We start from the raw sequence: 20385 nt of genomic DNA on the forward strand, positions 1-20385 counted from the left end.
AGTTCTTGACAAGACTACTAGAGAGGGGGGGTGTCAGTGATAGGATTCCCTAAAACCCCTTTTCTTTATTTGTGTAGAGAGAACAACATCCTATGACAGAACTTTCTGGAAAAGCTCCCAAGTTCGGTGGCAGCACGGGCGGTTTACTCGCCAAAGCCGATCTGGAAGAAAAGTACGCCATCACCTGGACAAGCAGCAAAGAACAAGTCTTTGAAATGCCCACCGGTGGCGCCGCTATCATGAACGAAGGCGAAAATCTCCTCTATTTGGCCCGCAAAGAACAGGCGCTCGCTCTTGGTACCCAATTCCGGACGAAATTTAAGCCCAAAATCGAAGATTACAAAATCTATCGGATTTATCCCAGTGGTGAAGTGCAGTATCTCCACCCTGCTGATGGTGTCTTCCCCGAAAAAGTTAACGCTGGTCGTGAATTTTTCGGCAAAAAAGACCGCAATATCGGCAAAAACCCCGAACCAGCGACAATTAAGTTCTCTGGTGTAACTCCCTACGAAGCATAAATAAACCCTAAAATCGAGAGTGGGGAGTTAGATTTAGAAGCTATTTAGCCCCAAGATTTGACTTCCGACTCTCGATTTCTCTGATCGCAATCGGCTACAAGTGTTGTGCTATCCGTTTCCTGAACCATCAAAATATGATCTTCCCCGACTTCGATCGCTTTCGTGAACTGGCTGGCCAAGGTAACTTTATTCCTGTCTATCAAGAATGGGTCGCTGACCTAGAAACACCCGTTTCGGCCTGGTATAAAGTTTGTGCCGATCAAGCCTACAATTTTTTATTAGAGTCGGTGGAAGGGGGCGAAACCTTGGGACGCTACAGCTTTTTAGGCGGCGATCCCGTCTGGGTATTGGAAGCGCGGGGAAACACCACCACCCAAACTTTTCGCAATGGTTCTCAAGAGATTTTTTCGGGGGATCCTTTCGAGATTTTAACCCAATGTTTAGCCCCGATTGTGCCGGTTAAATTGCCGCAATTACCCGCCGGAATAGGGGGGTTATTTGGTTTTTGGGGTTATGAATTAATTAATTGGATTGAACCGCGAGTGCCTATTTATCCCGCTACGGATGCCGATCTACCGGATGGTATTTGGATGCAGGTGGATAATCTGATTATTTTCGATCAAGTTAAACGGAAAATCTGGGCGATAGCTTATGCCGATATCCGGGGTAATAATCCCGATTTAGCAGCTGCTTATCAAGCGGCTTGCGATCGAGTGACACAGTTAGTTCTGAAGTTACGATTACCCCTACCAACTAATGCCAAAACCCTAGAATTATTACCAGTTGGCCAGGGAAAAGAATTAGTTTATGAAAGCAATACAACTCAGGAAAAATTCTGTCAAAATGTCCTAAAAGCCAAGGATTATATCAAAGCGGGGGATATTTTTCAGGTGGTTATTTCCCAGCGTTTAAATGCCAATTATCATGGTCATCCCTTCGATTTATATCGTTCCTTGCGTCTGATTAATCCTTCTCCCTACATGGCTTTTTATAACTTTAAGGATTGGCAAATTATTGGCTCTAGTCCTGAAGTGATGGTTAAGGCAGAACGGGACGAATTAGGTAAAATAAGAGCTACGGTCAGACCAATTGCTGGAACCCGTCGCCGGGGACAAAACTTCGGTGAAGATCAAGCTTTAGCAATAGATTTATTGCAAGATCCCAAAGAAATTGCCGAGCATATTATGTTAGTGGATTTGGGGAGAAATGATCTAGGTCGGGTGTGCGATCGAGGTACGGTCAAAGTGGATGAATTAATGATAATTGAACGTTATTCCCACGTTATGCACATTGTTAGTAATGTGGTGGGGGATTTAGCAACCAATAAAAGTGCTTGGGATTTATTAAAAGCTTGTTTTCCGGCGGGAACTGTCAGTGGGGCCCCGAAAATTCGCGCTATGGAAATTATTCATGAATTAGAACCCTGTCGTCGTGGTCCCTATTCAGGGGTTTATGGTTACTACGATTTCGAGGGACAGTTAAATAGTGCCATCACAATCCGCACTATGATTGTTCGTCCCCAGGGTAATCAAAATTATCTGGTTTCTGTGCAAGCGGGAGCGGGGTTAGTAGCCGATTCTGAGCCGGAGAAAGAGTATGAAGAAACCCTCAACAAAGCGAGGGGTTTATTGGAGGCAATTCGCTGTTTAAGTTAGGGTTTGCTGAAAAAGCTTTTCCTGGGGGCAGGGTGTGGGGTGTGGGGTGTGGGGTTTTACCGATTTTGAGGTAGTCAGTTGCCTAATTTTCAGGGAAAAAGTACCTGAATTTTGCCCCCGATCCCCGCAATGGCTGGCACTTTTTGAGGGGAAAAAAGTCTAAAAGTCTTATCCAACAAGGTTTTTAGATTTATTCAGCAAGCCCTAAGTTAGATTTTTTAGACCGGGATCATCCTTCTCTATTTAACCTCATTAGCAGAAACGATCGGAGCCTTGAATAACTTGAGAGGAAAAATACTTAATTGGTAGCTCTGGGGGAAACTCTGGTGCTGACAGAGTATTTAACTTTATCTTTATCGGTATCTCCAGTAGTCAGATTTACCTCAGCGTTGGCATTCAAAATCACTTGATTACCACCCGCGCGAATACAGGCATAAAAACCGTCCACAGTATCTGCGGGGATTCGGGTAAAACCCGTAGGACAATTGGGGTTATTAGCAGCCGCTGCTAACCTATCGGTGACGGGGGAAGGTATCCAAGAATTAATATCATAGTTGCCATCTTCGTCCAAGTTTGGACCATAGCGCCACAAGACTAGACCGGTCAAGCTATCTTGAGTCCGACTGTTTTGGGTATAGTAAACGATCTGGTTGGGGAGCGGCTGACTGAGATCGTTGGGGTTAGGAATTTGGAAAGCAAGAACTGCTCGCGCTTCTTCTGTTCGCGCTTCTTCAGGCACGCTCTCGATCGCCGCTGCCGTGGCTTCAGAATCAGCGATAGTTTTTGCCCGTCTCACTTCATCTGAAACAAACTCTAGAGTACGATTAAGATTATTTTGGATTTCAGTACCAGCATTAGCTCGATAGTTACTTCTGAGCAGGTTAGTTACGCCAATTCCCGCCACCGAGATGGCAATCAGCATCATCGAACTTGCTAGTAAAACCTCTGTAATTGTAAAACCTGCTTGTCGAACCAGTTGGTGAGCTTGTCGAACTGGTTGGTGAGCTTGTCGAACCAACCGAGCGGATTTTTTTGGTAAACGGCCTAGGTGATTGATGTACCCTAAATAAAAACGCATAGTTTTAACCCGTGCCAATTTCTCTGTTCTGTACCCCCCTAAATATTTGGTATTTATTGCAGTCACAGAGGTTTTATTCAACTATCGGTCAATCAACTCAAAAGGTGTTTTCAGAAACCACTGAAAACTTACTACCACCTACTGCCTTCAAAATTTCCCTAGAAAACTCCCGATCAAAAATTTCTTGACCTAACTAACTTCACCACTAACCACATCATAGCCTAAAAAAATTCCATAGATAGTAATTGAACTATGGCCAGAGAGCTGATTTTGTTCACAGCTATTATGGGAGTAAGTGGTTTTACAGCTAATTCCGTACATTTGTATTAGTATAATTGTTGACCCTCAAGGAGATAAGAGGGCCCAAGGACTGGTTACAATCAAGGATAGGTAATTTTTTGATCGATGTCATCTAAATAATCATGCGTCTCTTACACACCATGCTCCGGGTCAATAACTTGCAGGAATCTCTACAATTTTACTGCGATGTGCTAGGAATGAAGTTATTGCGCCGGAAAGACTATCCCAATGGTCAATTTACCCTCGCTTTCGTCGGTTATGGCGATGAGGCTAATCATGCTGTCATCGAACTGACCTATAATTGGGGAGTCGATCGCTATGAGGTCGGTAATGCTTACGGTCATATTGCCCTAGGCGTGGATGATATCTATAGCACCTGTGAGAAAATTCAATCTCTTGGTGGCAATGTCACCCGGGAACCAGGCCCGATGAAACACGGTTCTACGGTGATTGCTTTCGTGGAAGATCCTAATGGCTACAAGATCGAGTTAATTCAACTAGGAACCCAGGGTGCTGCCGTGACTACGGCTTAATCAAAAACTTATGTCTGTTGAAATTGAACGGAAATTTCTGGTTAAAGGGGATGACTGGCGATCGCTTGCGATCAGGAAGTTGTATCGTCAGGGATATATTCCTACCCAAGATGGATTGACAACCGTGCGGGTTCGTGTGGTTGGAGAGCGGGGTTATTTAACCATTAAAGGCAAGACTGAGGGCATTAGTCGTCAGGAATTCGAGTATGTAATTCCCCTAGAAGATGCGGCGCTCATGTTAGAAAACCTCTGTAAAAAACCTTTAATTGAAAAGATTCGTCATCGCATTTCTCTGGATAATTTAACTTGGGAAGTTGATGAATTTTTGGGAGATAATCAAGGTTTGATTATGGCTGAAATTGAGTTAGAACAAGAGGATCAAGTCATTACTATTCCCGATTGGATCGGCGAAGAAGTCACGGGAGATGAGCGATACTACAATAGCAATTTACAGAAATTTCCCTATAAAATGTGGTGATTGTAGTATTAATTTTCTCCCAGTTTAACTCTGGGTAGATAGGGCTTTTTCTGCTTCGTTTAGCTTATTCGTTACCCGTCGGAGAACGCCATTAATAAAACGATAACCTTCATCATCAGAATAACGTTTGGCTAATTCGATCGCCTCATTAATTGCTACTTTTTGAGGTATATCGAGATAGAGCATTTCTGCCACGGCAATTTGCAGGATATCTCGATCGATTCTCGGTAAACGATGCAGTTGCCAATCCACTAAAGCGCTGGTTAATTCCTGTTCGATTTCCGCACGACGACGATAGACTGTACCGATTAATTCTAGGGCATATTCCCGCACTTCGTACTGACTAGATAACTGGACAATTTCGGGAAAATCTATCACGGTTCCTAAACGATTAATGGCATTGTGGGTAAGAGAAATTGCCTCTTTTACCATAGTTTGGGCGCTTTTTAGATTTGTTGCCTTAGTATCACTAGCGAGAATCCGTTCATTACCACGACTAATTTCGGCAGCGGCAGTTTCTAAGGTTTCTTGAATTTCTAGGGTTAAGGTTCTAACTGCGACTAAAATTAAATCGTTTAAAGTTTGCTGTTCCAGGTTTTCAGGATTACCTTTAATCTGACTTAAACTCAAAAGGGCAAGTTCTCGAGCAATGCGACGGGGTTGTTGACGGGGAGGCATAGAAGTTTAGAAGGAGAGGAAAGAAAATTATACAACTTTATCGATCGCTATTCGGTTGGGTTAATTTTTCTCGGCGATCAATTTTTGACTAACTTCTATTTTAGCATAAAAGCTGCCAAGATTTAACTTTTCAAGTTTTAATTAGATAAAAGACAATATCTATCTTGAATCTCCCCTAATTTAGTCTCAGCTTCTTGAGCATTAATAGCTAATTGAGCAAACTCTAGAAAGCGTTTTAATTCCTTGCGTAATAAATTCCTTTCTACTTCCCAGGTTTCTCGATCTAAGGTGGGTGGCATAACAATCATATCAAATAAAGTGGCCTGTTTTTTATCGGGATGGGGGCGCAATATTCGCCCGCGACGCTGAATAAATTGTCGAGGATTACCACTACTAGCCAGAATGACTGCGTTTTGAATTGATGGTAGATCTACTCCCTCATCTAAACATCTAATTGCCACTAATCCTTGCAGATAACCCTCCTCAAATTGTTGGCGAATTTTTTCTCGTTCTTCTAGGGAAGTTTCTGCGGTGTAGGTAGCAACTCGATAACCTAATTGATTGCCTAATAAATGAGTAACTGCCTCTACCTGACGACGATAATTAGCCGTATAATTTTCTACATAACCATCCCCACAATAAAATAAAGTATGATCCGTATCTAAACGCTCTTGCATCAATTGTTGTAAAGCCTGTAATTTATTACTCGCTGAACCAATTAATCGCGATCTTTGCATTAGCAATGCTGTTAAATTTTCATTGCCATTTAAATTACTATTTTTCTGCAAAGTCCAGCCAATTTTCTGGGTCAATTTTGCGTATAATAAAGCCTCATTATCGGTTAATTCAACCAAGACTGGATGATAAAAATAATTAACTAAAGCACCTTTGCTAATAGCATCAGCTATGGTAAATTCTGGTTGTAGAATTTGCCCAAAATAATCAAGAATAGCGTCGGTTCCTTCCTCATCAAAATATCTTTCAGGAGTGGCAGATAAAGCCAATCTTAGACCTAAAGAACGGGGTAATAATTCTTCTAATCGGGGGGAACCTAAATTATGGGCTTCATCACCAACGATTAAAGTTTTATCGGGAAAAAATTTGATTTGTGATTGAAACCCCTCGCTAATAAAAGTTGAGTTAGTAGTTAAAATAGTGACAAATTTTTGATTACCCGCTTGCACATTATATAATTCTGTGGATAGTTGACTTTGCCATGTGTGGACACTTTCGTAGGCTAAAATCGGTTTAAGATTAAATTTTTCCGCTTCTCGTTGCCATTGATTGACTAGGTGACGATAGGGACAAATTACTAATAATACCTGCAGTTCTATCGCTTCGTAAAGTTCCATGGCAATAGCTAAAGCAGTAATGGTTTTACCGCTGCCGGTGGCCATTTTTAAAGTTCCTCGTCCCCGATTACGAAACCAACTGATAATCGCTGTATTTTGGTAGTCTCTCAACTCTAAATTGGGAGGAATTCTAGGAATACCAGAAGGATTGACTCGATAGAATCCTCGCAATTCAGCAACTTGCTTGATTTTGTGGGAACTGAGAAAATCCCTAGTTATTTTTTCCCAATCTATCCAGCAACTATTCATAGGACCTCTTGTAAAAATCAAAAATTGTTGTTAGGGTTAGTAGTCGGTCGTCAGGAGATTGTTTTTATTTATAGCGTTTCCTGTTCGCAAGAGGTTTATAATACTAAATCCTGTTTAAAAGGTATAGGATGGTGGGAAGTGGGAGAAACAATCCATAGCTTGGCAGTTCATCACAGTATTATAAATAGTTTTGGTATAAGTTTAAAAATAGCAAAAAGTCAAAAACCTAAAAACTAAAGGTTGCTCCCTATACAATTGGGATGGACTAAAAAGACCATCCCACAGCTATCAAACCACTTTTAACTTTTATCCTAAAAACCTAAGGAATGATTAGGATAATTTACCTGGTCGCTACTTCTTCTTTTTGGGGAGTATTTTGCCGAAGTTTTTCTTGATCTTGGCGACGTTTTTTAGCATAAAGTTGGATTGTCACTGCCATTAATACCACTAAAGCTACAATTAACCAAGTGGTCAAATCGAGGGGTAATTGATTCTTAAATACAGCCAAAAGGACAATAACTACCAATAACAGGGTTGGTGCTTCATTTAAGGCCCGAAATTGCTGTCCCGTCCAATTACATTCCCCTTTTTCTAGCTTTTTCATGATGCGACCACAGTAGAAATGATAGAGCAGTAAAAGAGCCACAAAGGATAATTTAATATGTAACCATCCCGATTTTAAAATTTCTGGTTCTGTGGAGATTAAACCGATCGCCATAGCCACGGTGACAATCATCCCCGGTGTGGTAATGATATTGTAGAGTCGCTTCTCCATGATCTCGTATTGTGCTTTCAGAATAGCTTGTGCGGGTTCCGTTTGTGTTGCTGCCTCTGCATGATAGACAAACAAACGTACTAAATAAAATAGTCCCGCAAACCAAACAACTACCCCAATCAGGTGAAATGCTTTAAACCAATAGTAAGCCATAGTCTATATTGTGATGTGAGTCCCGAATTAATTAGTCTAAGAGTTATCCATGCTTTCCCAGACCATCCCTATACAAAAGTTTAGACGGAAAATGGGGATTGGGGAGCAGGGAGAAGGGAGAGGGGTGTAGGGTGTGGGGTGTGGGGAGCTTTTTCAGTAAACAATAAACTAAAAACTCACATCTGATAACTGATAACTGTCTCCTAACCCAATGTTGGACAAAGATAAGCAAAAATTATTGATTAACTCCACAAACTTGAGAATATTTAAATTAACATTCCGCAATATTTACAAATTCTTAAAAATTAATTGAGAAAGATTTTTATTTAACAACGATGTTATGCTGGTTACAGCGATTTTACTGAATTTCATAATGGGTTTTTCTGTGCTTTTTTGGGCAGCAACGGTTGAAACCCTTGCCACACCTAGAAGGTGATCCTAATTAAGACAGGTAAATGAGTCAATTTCACCCATAACGATGATCTTTTTTTTGTGTAGTTTTATTGCAAAAAAAAAGTTTTTTTGACAAAAAGCACAAATTATGCTGCGGTCTAGCGGATTTCTAGCTGCGAGTAATTATGGGAGAGAAGGGAGCAAGGAGAGAAAGTTCGAGCATTTGTACTAAAAATTCTCATAGGCAGTTTAAATTCAGTACAGCAAACCCTAATTATCTAAGAGCAAAGGTCGCAGAAAACCGCCATAATTCTCGTCATCCGTACCGATAAAGACTTCTACTTCACCTCTAGGAGATTCTCTGGTAGTCACCGCTTCCACTTTCGAGCCGTCGATTTCTGCAATTTTTTGGGGATTAGGGGCAAGAATTAGGCTATTATCGGCTGTAACTTGACCGATACGGTAAACAGCACTTCTAAACACCCCCGCACTATCTGGATCGTAAGCAGAAGCTATGTAGATATTACCTTGCTTATCTACGGCTAAATCGGAGATGGGGCGAATATTTTTACCGCTACCAAAAGGACTCCGAAAAGTTACCGACTGAAATTCCCCGAATTTTAAGGGATTGAACGAGATATCCGTCCAGCGAATCTTTGTACTCTCTTGACTATCGGCCCGTTCTGCGTAGATAAATAGATAACGATCGCCTTGGCGACTAACAGCGATCGCCTCTACATTGTCCACCGCGATCGGCCAATTTATTTGCTCAACTATCTTGACTTTTTGCTGGCTGTATGCTGCTAAAAACAGTCTTTGAAAAGGTTTTTTCTCGCCACTTTCAGCCAACAAAAATAAGTTAGTTTGAGGAATATGAGTAATACTTTCGAGATCGTTACTCAATCCCTCTGGATTTGGCCAATCTACCCTTAAAACCTGCCATAATAGCGGTTTTTCCTGCGTAGGTAGCTGTAAAAGACTCAGCCTTGCTTGAGATGGATCACTATTTTTGCCCTTATTTTTGGCATCGTGAACCCCTAGAAAAATATCCGCTTCTACCCAAGCTAAACCACTGAGATCCGGGAGATAAGTCTCCAGTCGTCTCGATTGTTGAGCAAAAGAGACTTGCACGGCCGAAAAAAAGAAAACTAGGGCTAGAATCACCGAAAAAAAAGTTTTTAATCGGCTATTCTTGCTAAAAAAAGCTCTATTCTCTAACATCTCTTCCCTAACTCCCAATATCACTGATTAACTCCTCCACCACCCGATTTAAACCGACGGAATGGGAAGCTTTGCATAAAATGCGATCGCCTGAATCAATCACTTCCTTTAAACGATTAATTAAATCTGCGTGAGTTTGAAAACATTCGCAATCGACCCCAGTAGCGGACTCAGCAATAAACTTAGCTTCTGGGTCATCCACCAAGACAAACAAGCGATCTATGCCTAGTTTTTGCACCCTCTCACCGACTTGGCGATGTAATTGCTCCGAAAAAGACCCTAACTCCTTCATCGTGCCTAAAACAGCAAGATGACGCTGACCGGGGGTAGCTTTCAGTAAATCCAAGGCCGCTAACATTGATTCTAGACCGGCGTTATAGGTTTCATCGAGGAGTAGGATATCTGGCTCTAATTGGTAACGTTTGGCCCGACCACTGGGTAAATTAACTTTAATTCCCTGTTGCAAAGAAGTCCAATCGATGCCTAAAATTTTCGCTACAGCCAAGGCTGCCATAAAATTTAAAGCGTGATGACGACCGGATAAAGGTAAGTTAAAATCTAGTCCATTGACTCGTAAAGTAGTTAAATCCAGTAATTCCCCGACTATATCGCCGCCAGAGAAGCCATAGGTAATTTTTTCCCCCTGCCATACCCGTTTAGCTGTTTCAGTAAGTAAAGGGTGATCGTGGTTAAGAACAGCTATACTACCAGAAGGAGACTCGGACAATAACTCGCATTTAGCCTCTGCAATCGCCGATTCCGACCCTAAACGACCGATGTGAGCGGTTCCCACATTAGTAATCACTGCGATGGTCGGTTGGGCGATTTGAGCGAGCAGGGCAATTTCTCCTCGTCCCCGCATTCCCATCTCGATTACGGCACTATCGTGAGTTTCATCCAGTTCGAGGAGAGTTTTCGGCACTCCGATCTCATTGTTATAATTAGCCAGGGTTTTGTGTACCTTTCCCCGGGTTGCTAATACGGAAGCGATTAATTCTTTAGTGGTGGTTTTCCCCACCGATCCCGTAATAGCAATCACGGGTATAGTAAATTGATTCCGCCACCAGTGGCCTAATTGCTGGTAGGTTTCTAGGGTATTCTTAACTAGGAATACAGGAATATTTTTAGAAGAATTTACCGAAACTGGCTGATCAACAATCAAGGCCGCTGCTCCTCTTTCGATAGCCATATCGATAAAATCATGACCATTAAAATTATCACCTTTTAAGGCTAAAAATGCTTGTCCTGACTCAATACTGCGGCTATCGGTATTAATGCCAGATACTAAACTATCGGGACTAAAACTTATGTCAGCTTTATCTTGTAAGGACAATAATTGAGCTAGTTGATTCAGGGATAAATGACAGGGCATAGACAGTAAAAATAATTAGAGTAAATTCCGAATAATCTGAAAGATAGATTGAGGTTTAACGGGGACTTAGATCAGATAAAATCGATTCTTCTTGGCTCTCTCAATCGCACCGTGTGCAATGTAGGGACGCAACGCTTGCGCCCATAATCTAATATTGTGAATATTTTTGACCCCATGTCCGAGAGAGCCAACTCGATGCAGTAGAATGACCCAAAATAGGGACAGCCTAAGAAGGGAGCATCTACTATCTAATCACAATTGACTCCTTTACAGCAGTTATCTGATCACTTCCGTAGGACTAGGGTTATTGCTCAACAGGTGGGGAGCGAGGATTAAAAAGTTAAGTAATCTCAACTTCTAGGCAATGACACCCCAGAGCTAGGGGATAATTAAACCATCGTCATTTAGGCTGCGTCTATCCGTGAAAATTATCGTTATCGGCAGTGGTGGTCGAGAACACGCTCTAGCTTGGAAACTCCTACAATCGCCTCAAGTAGAACAAGTGTTCTGTATTCCAGGTAATGGGGGAACGGCAATTTTACCTCAATGTGAAAATATCCCCCTAGCAATGGAGGATTTTGCTGAAATTAGCCGTTTTGCCCAGGAAAATAGCGTCGATTTGGTGGTTGTCGGTCCAGAATATCCCCTCTCCCTCGGCATTACCGATTATCTTCTCGCCCAAGAAATTGCCGTTTTTGGCCCCACACAAACCGGGGCCTTAATTGAATCGAGCAAATCCTGGGCCAAAGAATTAATGAACGAAGCCGGAGTTATCACCGCCACTTCCGAAACCTTTACCGATGCAGAATTAGCAAAAACTTATATCCGAGAGCAAGGAGCGCCAATTGTGGTGAAAGCCGACGGATTAGCCGCAGGAAAAGGGGTAATTGTCGCCGAAACCGTAGATATGGCCCTAGAAGCGATCGATGATCTTTTTACCAGTGGCTTTACTAAAGTCGTGGTGGAAGAATTCCTAGAAGGGGAAGAAGTGTCCATCCTCACCCTCACCGATGGGATCAGTTTTCGTTCCCTGCTACCCGCCCAAGATCACAAGCGGATCGGTGAAGGCGATACCGGCAAAAATACCGGCGGTATGGGAGTTTATGCCCCCGCACCCATAGCCACCGCCGCCATTATCGAAGCGGTGGACCGAGACATCCTCGCCCCCATCGTCGCCACCCTACAAAAACGCGGCATTGACTATCGGGGAGTCCTCTACGCGGGTTTAATGATTTCCCCCGCCGGAGAGCCAAAAGTTCTCGAATTTAACTGTCGTTTTGGCGATCCCGAAACTCAAGCGGTTTTACCCCTACTGGAAACTGCCCTGGCACCGCTGCTGCTGGCTTGCGCTCAACAAAAATTAACTGATTTCCCCTCTTTACAATGGCGATCTGGTAGTGCCGTTTGTGTGGTGGCTGCCTCTGCCGGTTATCCCGACCACTACGAAAAAGGCCAGTTAATCACGGGAATTAAGGCAGCTGAAACCGAGGGAGCGATCGTTTTCCACGCCGGCACGGTTTTAAAACACGGCGATATCTTTACCGATGGCGGCCGGGTTTTGGGTGTCACGGCGATGGGAGCCAATTTTAATCAGGCGATCGAACTTGCCTATCAATCGGTGAACAGGATACACTTTCAGGGCATCTATTATCGTCGCGATATCGGCCACCGGGTACGGGAAAAATAAGGGTCAGTATTGAGGCAGGGGTAAGGGGGTTTTGAGGATTAATTTAGCAGCCAATTGCCCCTTTTTTCCGCATCTCTCACCGCTAATCCTCACCTCTTTTTAGGATAATCCCTGACAAAAGCGCATCTGATTTGTCAAAAAACCAGTAACTATTGATAAAATCATGAAACTGAATCGCCTAACCAAATTGCCATCCCTATGCGAATTTTGCTCTATTCTTATAACTATTACCCCGAACCGATCGGCATCGCTCCCCTGATGACAGAATTGGCGGAAGGATTGGTTAAAAGAGGTCATCAAGTCAGGGTTTTGACGGCTTTTCCTTGGTATCCTAATAGTGAAATCGATCCCGAATACCGAGGAAAAATCTATCTGGAAGAAGAACGAAATGGTGTTAAAATTCAACGTTCCTACGTTTGGGCGCGCCCCGAAAGAAGTTTAAAAAATCGAATTTTCTTTGAATTGAGCTTTGTTTTTTTGAGTTTCTTTCAGGCTCTCAAAGGTGAAAAACCCGATCTAATTTTCTTAACTGTCCCCGGATTACCCGTTTGCGTTCCCGCCGCTTTATTGAGTAAATTATATGGGGTACCGATTATTCTAAATTTACAGGATATTCTGCCCGACGCGGCAGTTCATGTGGGATTATTAACTAATCAGAAAATGATTAAGGTTTTTAGTAGTCTCGAAAAATTTGCCTATAAAACTGCCAGCAAAATCTCGGTTATTGCCGATGGTTTTACCAAAAACCTTCTAACTAAAAATGTGCCGAGTCAGAAAATTATTGAAATTCCTAATTGGGTCGATGTCAGCTTTATTAAACCGCTGCCGAAAAACCATAGTTATTTTCGCCAAGAAAATCATCTTGAGGGCAAGTTTATTGTTTTATATTCTGGGAATATTGCCCTAACTCAACCCTTGGAAACTTTAATCGATGCCGCAGTTCACTTAGTTAATATTCCTGAGATTCAAGTGGTAATTGTTGGTAAAAAAGAGGCCCTTGATCGCCTAGAAAAGTATCGCCAACAACAGGGGGCCAGTAATGTGCTTTTATTACCCTTTCAACCCCGGGAAAAATTACCAGAAATGTTAGCCGCCGCTGATGTGGGTATGGTGATGCAAAAACATAACGTGATTTCCTTTAATATGCCGTCCAAAATTCAGGTATTATTAGCTAGTGGCCGTGCTATTATTGCTTCTGTTCCCGCCGCTGGAACTGCTGCTAGGGCGATCGAGCGTAGTGGTGGTGGTTTGGTGGTTAATCCTGAAGATCCGGAGGCATTAGCTACGGCTATTTTAAAGCTATACAAAAACCCAGATTTAGCAAATATACTAGGAGAAAAAGGACGACAATACGCGGAGGAAAATTATGCCTTTGAAAAGACTTTGGATCAATACGAAAATCTTTTTTCTCAAGTAATTAGTTAATAATTAGGGTAAGTAGTTATAATTAAATTGAAGATAGATCCCCCCTTAATCCCCCCTTGATAAGGGGGGTATCTGACAATTTTTAATACCTACCTATAGGGAATGGGGGAATTTCAACTAAAACCCTAAAACCCTAAAACCCCATCAGCTAACCTCTAACTCCCACTTAACTATTTTCATGTTTGATAATTTCTCAAAAAAACTCCCCTGGCAAAGTCTCAAACAAGCGATCGCTTTTGTCTTAACAATTATTGCCTTAACTCCAGTAGTTACAGCTTTAATTTCTAGCGTTAATCAGCCTCAAATCCAATCGAATATTCAACTATATCAAACCAATCTCAACCTACAAGTCACGACTCTCAGCAGCGATGCTGACCCTAATAGCGAGGAATTTGCTAATCTTAAATTAATGCAAACTTCCCTGATCGGTGAAGCTCCTTATACCACTGCCGAGGAACAGTATTTATCAGCCCAGAAAAGTGCCAAAAAAACAATCACCGAACTAGAAAAATCAGCAGTTAATCCCGAACAAAAAAAATCTCTTGAGCGCGAAATCAATTCCTTAAAAGATTTAGAGCTAAAATTAAGTCTCATTCAAGCTAGTCAAGGTGACTTGGATTCGGCACGGAAAATCTGGCAAGACATCAAGGAAAAATCAGAATTTGAGAACTATAAACCTGCTGTTTTAAAAAATGCGCTGCTGTTAGAGGGATTGTACAGTGAACCCCCCGAAATTGCCTCCGATGCTGAAGCGAGAATCGATCGCAATTTTCAAGGATGGTTTCGTTATACCATTCTGGAAAAATTATATAGTCTCGAAAATCGTCAAGAGGATTTACTCGCTTTAGAGGAAGAACAGAGTGAAGTGGCGGCTAATGCGTTAATTAAACTGATTTTAGTGGCTTTGTTGCCTCTTATCGGCGGTTTAATCGGTTTTGTGCTGTTGATATTTTTATTAGTGCAGTGGCTGCTCCGTAAACAGCGATCGCTGCTCTTTTTAGATGATAGTCTCGCTTGGCAAACTAAGTGGGGAGGAGAAACCCTCTGGTGGGGAATAATTATCGGTTTCTTTTTCGTCGGACAAATTGTTTTACCGGTAATTTTCGGGATTTTATCGAGTTTCTTGAGTCTCAATCCCGAACAATTTAACCTAGAAGCTAAAGCAATATACGTTGTAGTTAGTTATTTAGCCTTAACATTGAGCAGTTTATCGGTTTTATACCTAGCGATCAAGCCTTTTCGCCCTTTACCTCCCGATTGGTTTCGTTTTAAACTCTTTAGTCCTTGGCTTCTCTGGGGATTAGCCGGCTATTTTGTCGCTTTACCCCTGGTTATTATCGTTTCTTTGCTCAATCAACTAATTTGGCAAGGACAAGGAGGCAGTAACCCGCTGCTGACTTTAGCCCTAGAATCCCAGAATACCTTCGCTTTAATCTGTTTTGGCTTTACTGCTTCCCTTGCCGCTCCTTTTTTCGAGGAAATTGTCTTTCGCGGTTTTTTACTAGCTTCTTTGACTCGTTATCTGCCTGTCTGGGGTGCGATTGCTCTTAGTAGTTTGATTTTCGCCCTTGCTCACCAAAATTTGTCAGAAGTGCTGCCTTTAACCGTCCTAGGTTGTGTTCTTGGCTTTGTTTACACCCGCTCGAAAAATTTATTATCCTCGATGTTGGTTCATAGTCTCTGGAATGGTGGCACCCTGTTAAGTTTATTTTTATTGGGCAGCGGTGCGGGTTAGGTGAGGTAAAAAGTCTCTTAGTCTAGAGATAACTAATCTTCCCCTTTCAACCCTTGCACTTAATTAGATAACCACATCGTTGCTCACCTTGATTGATCCAGTGAGTCCGTTCGATCGTACAATCGGGAAGCAGCAGCGCAAACATTTCTAATTCATGGCCACAGATACTGGGATAGGAACCAGCCACCTCAGCAATAGCGCAATGATGCTCGGCCAGGATATAACTATTTTCTGCTTCCAGTGCCACTAATTCTGCCATATAACCCTCCTCTTGGCGAATTTCCAGCAATTTTCTCATTCTTTCCCCTAAAGACCCCTTCCCGAGGCGCAATTGATATTCTGCCGCTTTGCGTTGCCACTGTTTTTTGAGAATTTCCCCCACCTGTTGCTCTCCCACCGTCTCCACGAGAGTATTGAGGAAAGAAACGGCGAAATTATCGTAATTATGGGGAAAACGGCTACGACCTTGACGACTGAGACGATAAATGTGCTGAGGCCGTCCTATCTTATTTTGTACCGCAAAATATTCGATCAGTCCTTCCCCCTCCAAATCCTTAAGATGGCGGCGCGTCGCTTGCGGACTAATACTTAACTCTTCAGCCAAGTCTTGGGCGGTAGATTGACCGTTTTTGAGCAAATATTGCAGAATATCGTCTTTCGTCGAGGCGGGTTGAGTCGTGGTCATGATACCAAAAACAGAGGCTTTAGCGTACAATTGCTGAGGGTCAAGGAGCGGCCAATTACCCCTACAGAGTAACCTGAATAACAGAGGTTTACCAGCATCCTCTCAAATTTTCCGTGACTTTGACAACAGCTTTGTTGTTAATCTATTATATAATCAATTTAAACAACTTTATTGTTGTTTAACTGCCTCCCCTGCCTACCGCGTAGAGAGAACACTAACCCCCATGAGTGCAACCACCGTTAAAAACCTCGTTAACCAACCCTACAAGTACGGTTTCATCACCGATATCGAATCGGAAACCATCCCTCGCGGTTTGAATGAGGAGATTATTCGCCTAATTTCGGCGAAAAAGAAGGAACCGGAATTCATGCTCGATTTTCGTCTCCGGGCCTACCATCAATGGCAAAAGATGACCGAACCCAGTTGGCCACACGTTTCCTATCCTGCCATTGATTATCAAAATATTATCTACTACTCTGCACCCAAACAGAAAAAAGCAAAACTCAACAGTCTTGAAGAAGTTGACCCCACTTTAATCGAAACCTTTGAAAAATTAGGCATTCCTCTTTCGGAACAAAAACGCCTTTCTAACGTCGCTGTCGATGCTATCTTTGATAGCGTTTCTATCGCCACAACTTTTAAAGAAAAACTAGCAGAACAAGGGGTTATTTTCTGTTCTATTTCGGAAGCTTTACAGGAACATCCCGACTTGGTGCAGAAATATCTCGGTACTGTGGTTCCCGTGGGTGATAATTATTTTGCCGCTCTTAATTCTGCAGTTTTTAGCGATGGTTCCTTTGTTTTTATCCCCAAAGGTGTCGTCTGTCCGATGGAATTGTCCACCTATTTTCGGATTAATAACGGTGAGACAGGACAATTTGAAAGAACTTTAATTGTCGCTGAAGAAGGGGCATCGGTAAGTTATTTAGAAGGTTGCACCGCTCCGATGTACGATAGTAATCAACTTCATGCCGCCGTCGTGGAATTAGTCGCCCTCGATAATGCGGATATTAAATATTCGACCGTACAAAATTGGTACGCTGGCGATGCCAATGGTAAGGGAGGTATATACAATTTCGTCACTAAACGGGGTCTGTGTAAAGGAGTTAATTCTAAGATTTCTTGGACGCAGGTGGAAACCGGTTCAGCAATTACTTGGAAGTATCCCAGTTGTGTCTTAGTCGGCGATAATTCCGTCGGGGAATTCTACTCAATTGCCCTAACTAATAACAAACAACAGGCCGATACAGGTACGAAAATGATTCACATTGGCCGGAACACCAAGAGTACCATTATTTCTAAGGGAATTTCTGCGGGTAACTCCCAAAATAGTTATCGCGGTTTAGTGAAAATGGGACCGAAAGCCAAGGGAGCAAGAAATTACTCCCAGTGTGATTCTATGCTGATTGGAGATAATGCCGAAGCTAACACTTTTCCCTATATTCAGGTGGATAACAACAGTGCTAAAGTAGAACACGAAGCTTCTACTTCTAAAATCGGTGAAGACCAATTATTCTACTTCGCACAACGGGGCATTTCCGAAGAAGATGCTGTCTCTATGTTAGTCAGTGGTTTCTGTAAGGATGTCCTCAGTAAATTACCGATGGAATTCGCCGCCGAAGCTGATAAACTCCTCAGTCTCAAGCTCGAAGGAACCGTCGGATAACAGTTATCAGTTATCAGTTATCAGTGTTCGCTGAAATATAATTAGTTTCTAGAAATATTTGCAGTTGCCAACAAAAAAACATGAGTGAAGTAATTTTATCGGTAAAAAATCTGACCGCTAGTATTGATGGAAATCAGATTCTTAAAGGAGTTAACCTCGAAATTAAAGCAGGGGAAACCCACGCAATTATGGGGCGCAATGGCTCAGGAAAAAGCACCTTTTCCAAAGTAATCGCTGGACATCCTGATTATGAAGTAACTGGGGGAGAAATAATTTATAAAGGCGAAAACCTTTTAGACAAAGAACCCTATGAACGAGCGCTTATGGGTATCTTTCTCGCTTTCCAATATCCCTTAGAAATCCCCGGCGTTAGTAACCTCGATTTTCTTCGCGTTGCCTATAATGCCAGACAAAAATATCTAGGCTCGGAAGAATTAGATAGTTTTGACTTTGAGGAATTAGTCGAGAAAAAACTAGAAGTTGTTCAGATGAATCCTAGCTTTCTTGGTAGAAGTTTAAACGAAGGTTTCTCCGGTGGTGAGAAAAAACGTAATGAAATCCTCCAAATGGCTTTATTAGAACCCACTTTAGGAATTCTCGATGAAATTGACTCCGGTTTAGACATCGATGCTTTGCGAATTGTTGCCCAGGGAGTCAATCACTTAGCTACTCCCGATAACGCTTTTTTACTTATCACTCACTATCAGCGTCTGCTCAACTACATTGAACCCGATGTTATTCATGTTATGTACGATGGGCGCATTGTCACCAGTGGCGGTAAAGAATTAGCTCTCGAATTAGAAAGAACTGGCTACGATTTCCTCGACGAACAAGTATTAGCCGTTAAGTAATCTAGCTATCAGTTATCAGTAGTCTGGGGAGTCAGGAGTCAGGAGGCAGGAGTCAGGAGATTATTTTTACTTATTCTCCCCACACCCCACACCCTACACCCCACACCCTACACCCCACACCCTACACCCCACACCCCACACCCCACACCCCACACCCCGCACCCCACACCCTACACCCCAACCCCCAACCCTCCAACCCCTCCTACCAATGACAGCCATAATCACGAAACCTGAACAATCAGGAGAATTATTGTTAAAATTGTCGCGAGAAACGGTTCCCACTATCGATAACGGTAAAATTCTCGAATTAAGAGAATCGGGAGCCAGTAAAGCTCACGAATTAGCCATCCCTGGCAGAAAAGATGAAGAATGGCAATTCACCGATTTAAGTCAACTCTGGGCGATCGATTTTCGCGCCCCCCAAACCGTTACAATCGATAAAAATGCCCTAGCTGTTTTTTTACTGCCCGAAGCCAAAAACAGCCGTATAGTCTTCGTTAACGGCATTTATCAGCCTGAATTGTCCGATATCTCCGCTTTACCCCCCGGTGTCAGCGTCAGCAATCTCGCCAATGCACAAAAAGATGTTCTTGTCAACTATCTAGGGAAAGAAAAAACCCCCGAATTTTTTACCGCACTCAACCAAGCTGGACTAAGCGATGGGGCAGTAATTCACGTCACCGCTAACACCGTTGTCACAACCCCGATACATCTCCTATTTATCACCGTTGTGGAGGAAATTCCCCGCTTTTATCAGCCCCATAGCCTCATCGTGGCTGAAACGGGAGCTAGTGTCAATATTATTGAGAACTACGGAGCTTTAGCCGAACATTGCTCCGATTTACCTGTAAATTACTCTTATTTCACCAACGCTGTCACGGAAATTTACCTCGAAGCCAACGCCGAGGTCATCCATACCAGAGTACAACGGGAATCGGGAGATGGTTTTCACATCGGACGCACGATAATTGAACAAGGGCGCGATAGCCGTTACACTCTCAACGAGATAAATCTAGGAGCTAAACTCTGCCGTCATAACCTCGATGTCCTGCAAAAAGGAGCACAAACCGAGACAAATCTGTACGGATTAGCCATGATTACCGGACAACAAACCGCCGATACCCACAGCGCTATCTATCTCAACCATCCCCACGGCATCGCCAACCAACTGCATAAATGTATCGTTGATGGTAGCGCTCACGCCATCTTTAATGGTAAAGTGTTTGTTCCCAAACCCGCCCAATTAACCAACGCCTCCCAGTTAAATCGGAATTTGTTAATTTCTAACAAGGCACGAGTCAACACCAAACCGGAATTACAAATTACCGCCGATAACGTCAAATGTTCCCACGGGGCAACCATTAGCCAACTGGAAGCAGATGATTTATTCTATCTGCAAAGCCGGGGCTTAAGCGCCGACACCGCCCGCAGTTTGTTAATTGATGCTTTCTCGGCCGAGATTTTAGCTAAAATTCCTCTAGAATCCCTCCGCCAAAGATTGGGGCAATGTGTCGCCTGTCGCAGTGTGGAATAACTCTGCCGGGGTGGGTGTCAACCTGCCCAAAGTACCCCTCTGACTCC

The 20385-nt window shown here is 42.8% G+C and carries 18 protein-coding genes; 10 read left to right on the forward strand and 8 right to left on the reverse strand.

Features of this window, described 5'->3' with window-relative positions:
• Positions 1 to 92: 92 nt before the first annotated feature.
• Both psaD and trpE read left to right on the forward strand, forming a co-directional pair.
• Complete coding sequence (psaD, locus tag H6G40_RS02035; RefSeq protein WP_002738785.1) at positions 93 to 518, forward strand: photosystem I reaction center subunit II PsaD; 426 nt, start codon at positions 93 to 95, stop codon at positions 516 to 518.
• 134 nt (positions 519 to 652) lie between these two features.
• Positions 653 to 2173 (forward strand): anthranilate synthase component I, encoded by a 1521-nt coding sequence (gene trpE / locus H6G40_RS02040; RefSeq protein ID WP_002738459.1) that lies wholly within the window; start codon positions 653 to 655, stop codon positions 2171 to 2173.
• Positions 2174 to 2471: 298 nt separating this feature from the next.
• On the opposite strand, the gene H6G40_RS02045 is transcribed toward trpE, so the two are convergent.
• Together H6G40_RS02045 and H6G40_RS23615 are read right to left on the reverse strand one after the other, a co-directional pair.
• Positions 2472 to 3251 (reverse strand): PulJ/GspJ family protein, encoded by a 780-nt coding sequence (locus H6G40_RS02045; protein WP_002739236.1) that lies wholly within the window; start codon positions 3249 to 3251, stop codon positions 2472 to 2474.
• A gap of 189 nt (positions 3252 to 3440) precedes the next feature.
• On the reverse strand, positions 3441 to 3572 hold the full coding sequence (locus H6G40_RS23615; protein WP_002739126.1) for a hypothetical protein: 132 nt from the start codon (positions 3570 to 3572) through the stop codon (positions 3441 to 3443).
• Between the two features lie 101 nt (positions 3573 to 3673).
• On the opposite strand from H6G40_RS23615, the gene gloA reads away from it, so the two are divergent.
• Together gloA and H6G40_RS02055 are read left to right on the forward strand one after the other, a co-directional pair.
• Complete coding sequence (gene gloA / locus H6G40_RS02050; protein ID WP_016516529.1) at positions 3674 to 4084, forward strand: lactoylglutathione lyase; 411 nt, start codon at positions 3674 to 3676, stop codon at positions 4082 to 4084.
• 10 nt (positions 4085 to 4094) lie between these two features.
• On the forward strand, positions 4095 to 4562 hold the full coding sequence (locus tag H6G40_RS02055) for a CYTH domain-containing protein (RefSeq protein ID WP_190537187.1): 468 nt from the start codon (positions 4095 to 4097) through the stop codon (positions 4560 to 4562).
• A gap of 24 nt (positions 4563 to 4586) precedes the next feature.
• Here the strand turns inward: H6G40_RS02055 and nusB are convergent, their stop codons facing one another.
• The 5 genes from nusB to H6G40_RS02080 all read right to left on the reverse strand — a co-directional run bounded on the left by nusB (position 4587) and on the right by H6G40_RS02080 (position 10755).
• Positions 4587 to 5240: a transcription antitermination factor NusB gene (gene nusB / locus H6G40_RS02060; protein ID WP_002756142.1), complete on the reverse strand. Its 654-nt coding sequence runs from the start codon at positions 5238 to 5240 to the stop codon at positions 4587 to 4589.
• A 137-nt stretch (positions 5241 to 5377) separates the two neighbouring features.
• The gene (locus H6G40_RS02065) at positions 5378 to 6841 is read right to left on the reverse strand and encodes a DNA phosphorothioation system restriction enzyme (protein ID WP_069474757.1); all 1464 of its coding nucleotides are present in this window, start codon (positions 6839 to 6841) and stop codon (positions 5378 to 5380) included.
• A gap of 340 nt (positions 6842 to 7181) precedes the next feature.
• The gene (gene hemJ / locus H6G40_RS02070) at positions 7182 to 7769 is read right to left on the reverse strand and encodes a protoporphyrinogen oxidase HemJ (RefSeq protein ID WP_002739167.1); all 588 of its coding nucleotides are present in this window, start codon (positions 7767 to 7769) and stop codon (positions 7182 to 7184) included.
• A 663-nt stretch (positions 7770 to 8432) separates the two neighbouring features.
• On the reverse strand, positions 8433 to 9383 hold the full coding sequence (locus H6G40_RS02075; protein ID WP_190537189.1) for an SdiA-regulated/phytase-like domain-containing protein: 951 nt from the start codon (positions 9381 to 9383) through the stop codon (positions 8433 to 8435).
• Positions 9384 to 9390: 7 nt separating this feature from the next.
• Entirely contained in the window at positions 9391 to 10755 is a 1365-nt protein-coding gene (locus tag H6G40_RS02080; protein WP_069474759.1) for a UDP-N-acetylmuramoyl-tripeptide--D-alanyl-D-alanine ligase, read from the reverse strand.
• A 421-nt stretch (positions 10756 to 11176) separates the two neighbouring features.
• On the opposite strand from H6G40_RS02080, the gene purD reads away from it, so the two are divergent.
• The 3 genes from purD (at position 11177) to H6G40_RS02095 (ending at position 15602) form a co-directional block, all read left to right on the forward strand.
• Entirely contained in the window at positions 11177 to 12442 is a 1266-nt protein-coding gene (gene purD, locus H6G40_RS02085) for a phosphoribosylamine--glycine ligase (protein ID WP_190537190.1), read from the forward strand.
• A gap of 198 nt (positions 12443 to 12640) precedes the next feature.
• On the forward strand, positions 12641 to 13867 hold the full coding sequence (locus tag H6G40_RS02090; RefSeq protein ID WP_190537192.1) for a glycosyltransferase family 4 protein: 1227 nt from the start codon (positions 12641 to 12643) through the stop codon (positions 13865 to 13867).
• Between the two features lie 178 nt (positions 13868 to 14045).
• A complete protein-coding gene (locus tag H6G40_RS02095; protein ID WP_190537194.1) occupies positions 14046 to 15602 on the forward strand; it encodes a CPBP family intramembrane glutamic endopeptidase in 1557 nt (518 codons plus the stop codon).
• Between the two features lie 46 nt (positions 15603 to 15648).
• Here the strand turns inward: H6G40_RS02095 and sufR are convergent, their stop codons facing one another.
• A complete protein-coding gene (gene sufR, locus H6G40_RS02100; protein ID WP_069474258.1) occupies positions 15649 to 16287 on the reverse strand; it encodes an iron-sulfur cluster biosynthesis transcriptional regulator SufR in 639 nt (212 codons plus the stop codon).
• Positions 16288 to 16510: 223 nt separating this feature from the next.
• On the opposite strand from sufR, the gene sufB reads away from it, so the two are divergent.
• The 3 genes from sufB (at position 16511) to sufD (ending at position 20338) form a co-directional block, all read left to right on the forward strand.
• Complete coding sequence (gene sufB / locus H6G40_RS02105; RefSeq protein ID WP_002738588.1) at positions 16511 to 17953, forward strand: Fe-S cluster assembly protein SufB; 1443 nt, start codon at positions 16511 to 16513, stop codon at positions 17951 to 17953.
• Between the two features lie 80 nt (positions 17954 to 18033).
• Positions 18034 to 18804: a Fe-S cluster assembly ATPase SufC gene (sufC, locus tag H6G40_RS02110; protein ID WP_002738703.1), complete on the forward strand. Its 771-nt coding sequence runs from the start codon at positions 18034 to 18036 to the stop codon at positions 18802 to 18804.
• Between the two features lie 208 nt (positions 18805 to 19012).
• Positions 19013 to 20338: a Fe-S cluster assembly protein SufD gene (gene sufD / locus H6G40_RS02115; RefSeq protein ID WP_069474259.1), complete on the forward strand. Its 1326-nt coding sequence runs from the start codon at positions 19013 to 19015 to the stop codon at positions 20336 to 20338.
• Positions 20339 to 20385 lie beyond the last annotated feature (47 nt).

It is taken from the genome of Microcystis viridis FACHB-1342 (assembly GCF_014698335.1).
Taxonomy (GTDB): Bacteria; Cyanobacteriota; Cyanobacteriia; order Cyanobacteriales; family Microcystaceae; genus Microcystis; species Microcystis ichthyoblabe_A.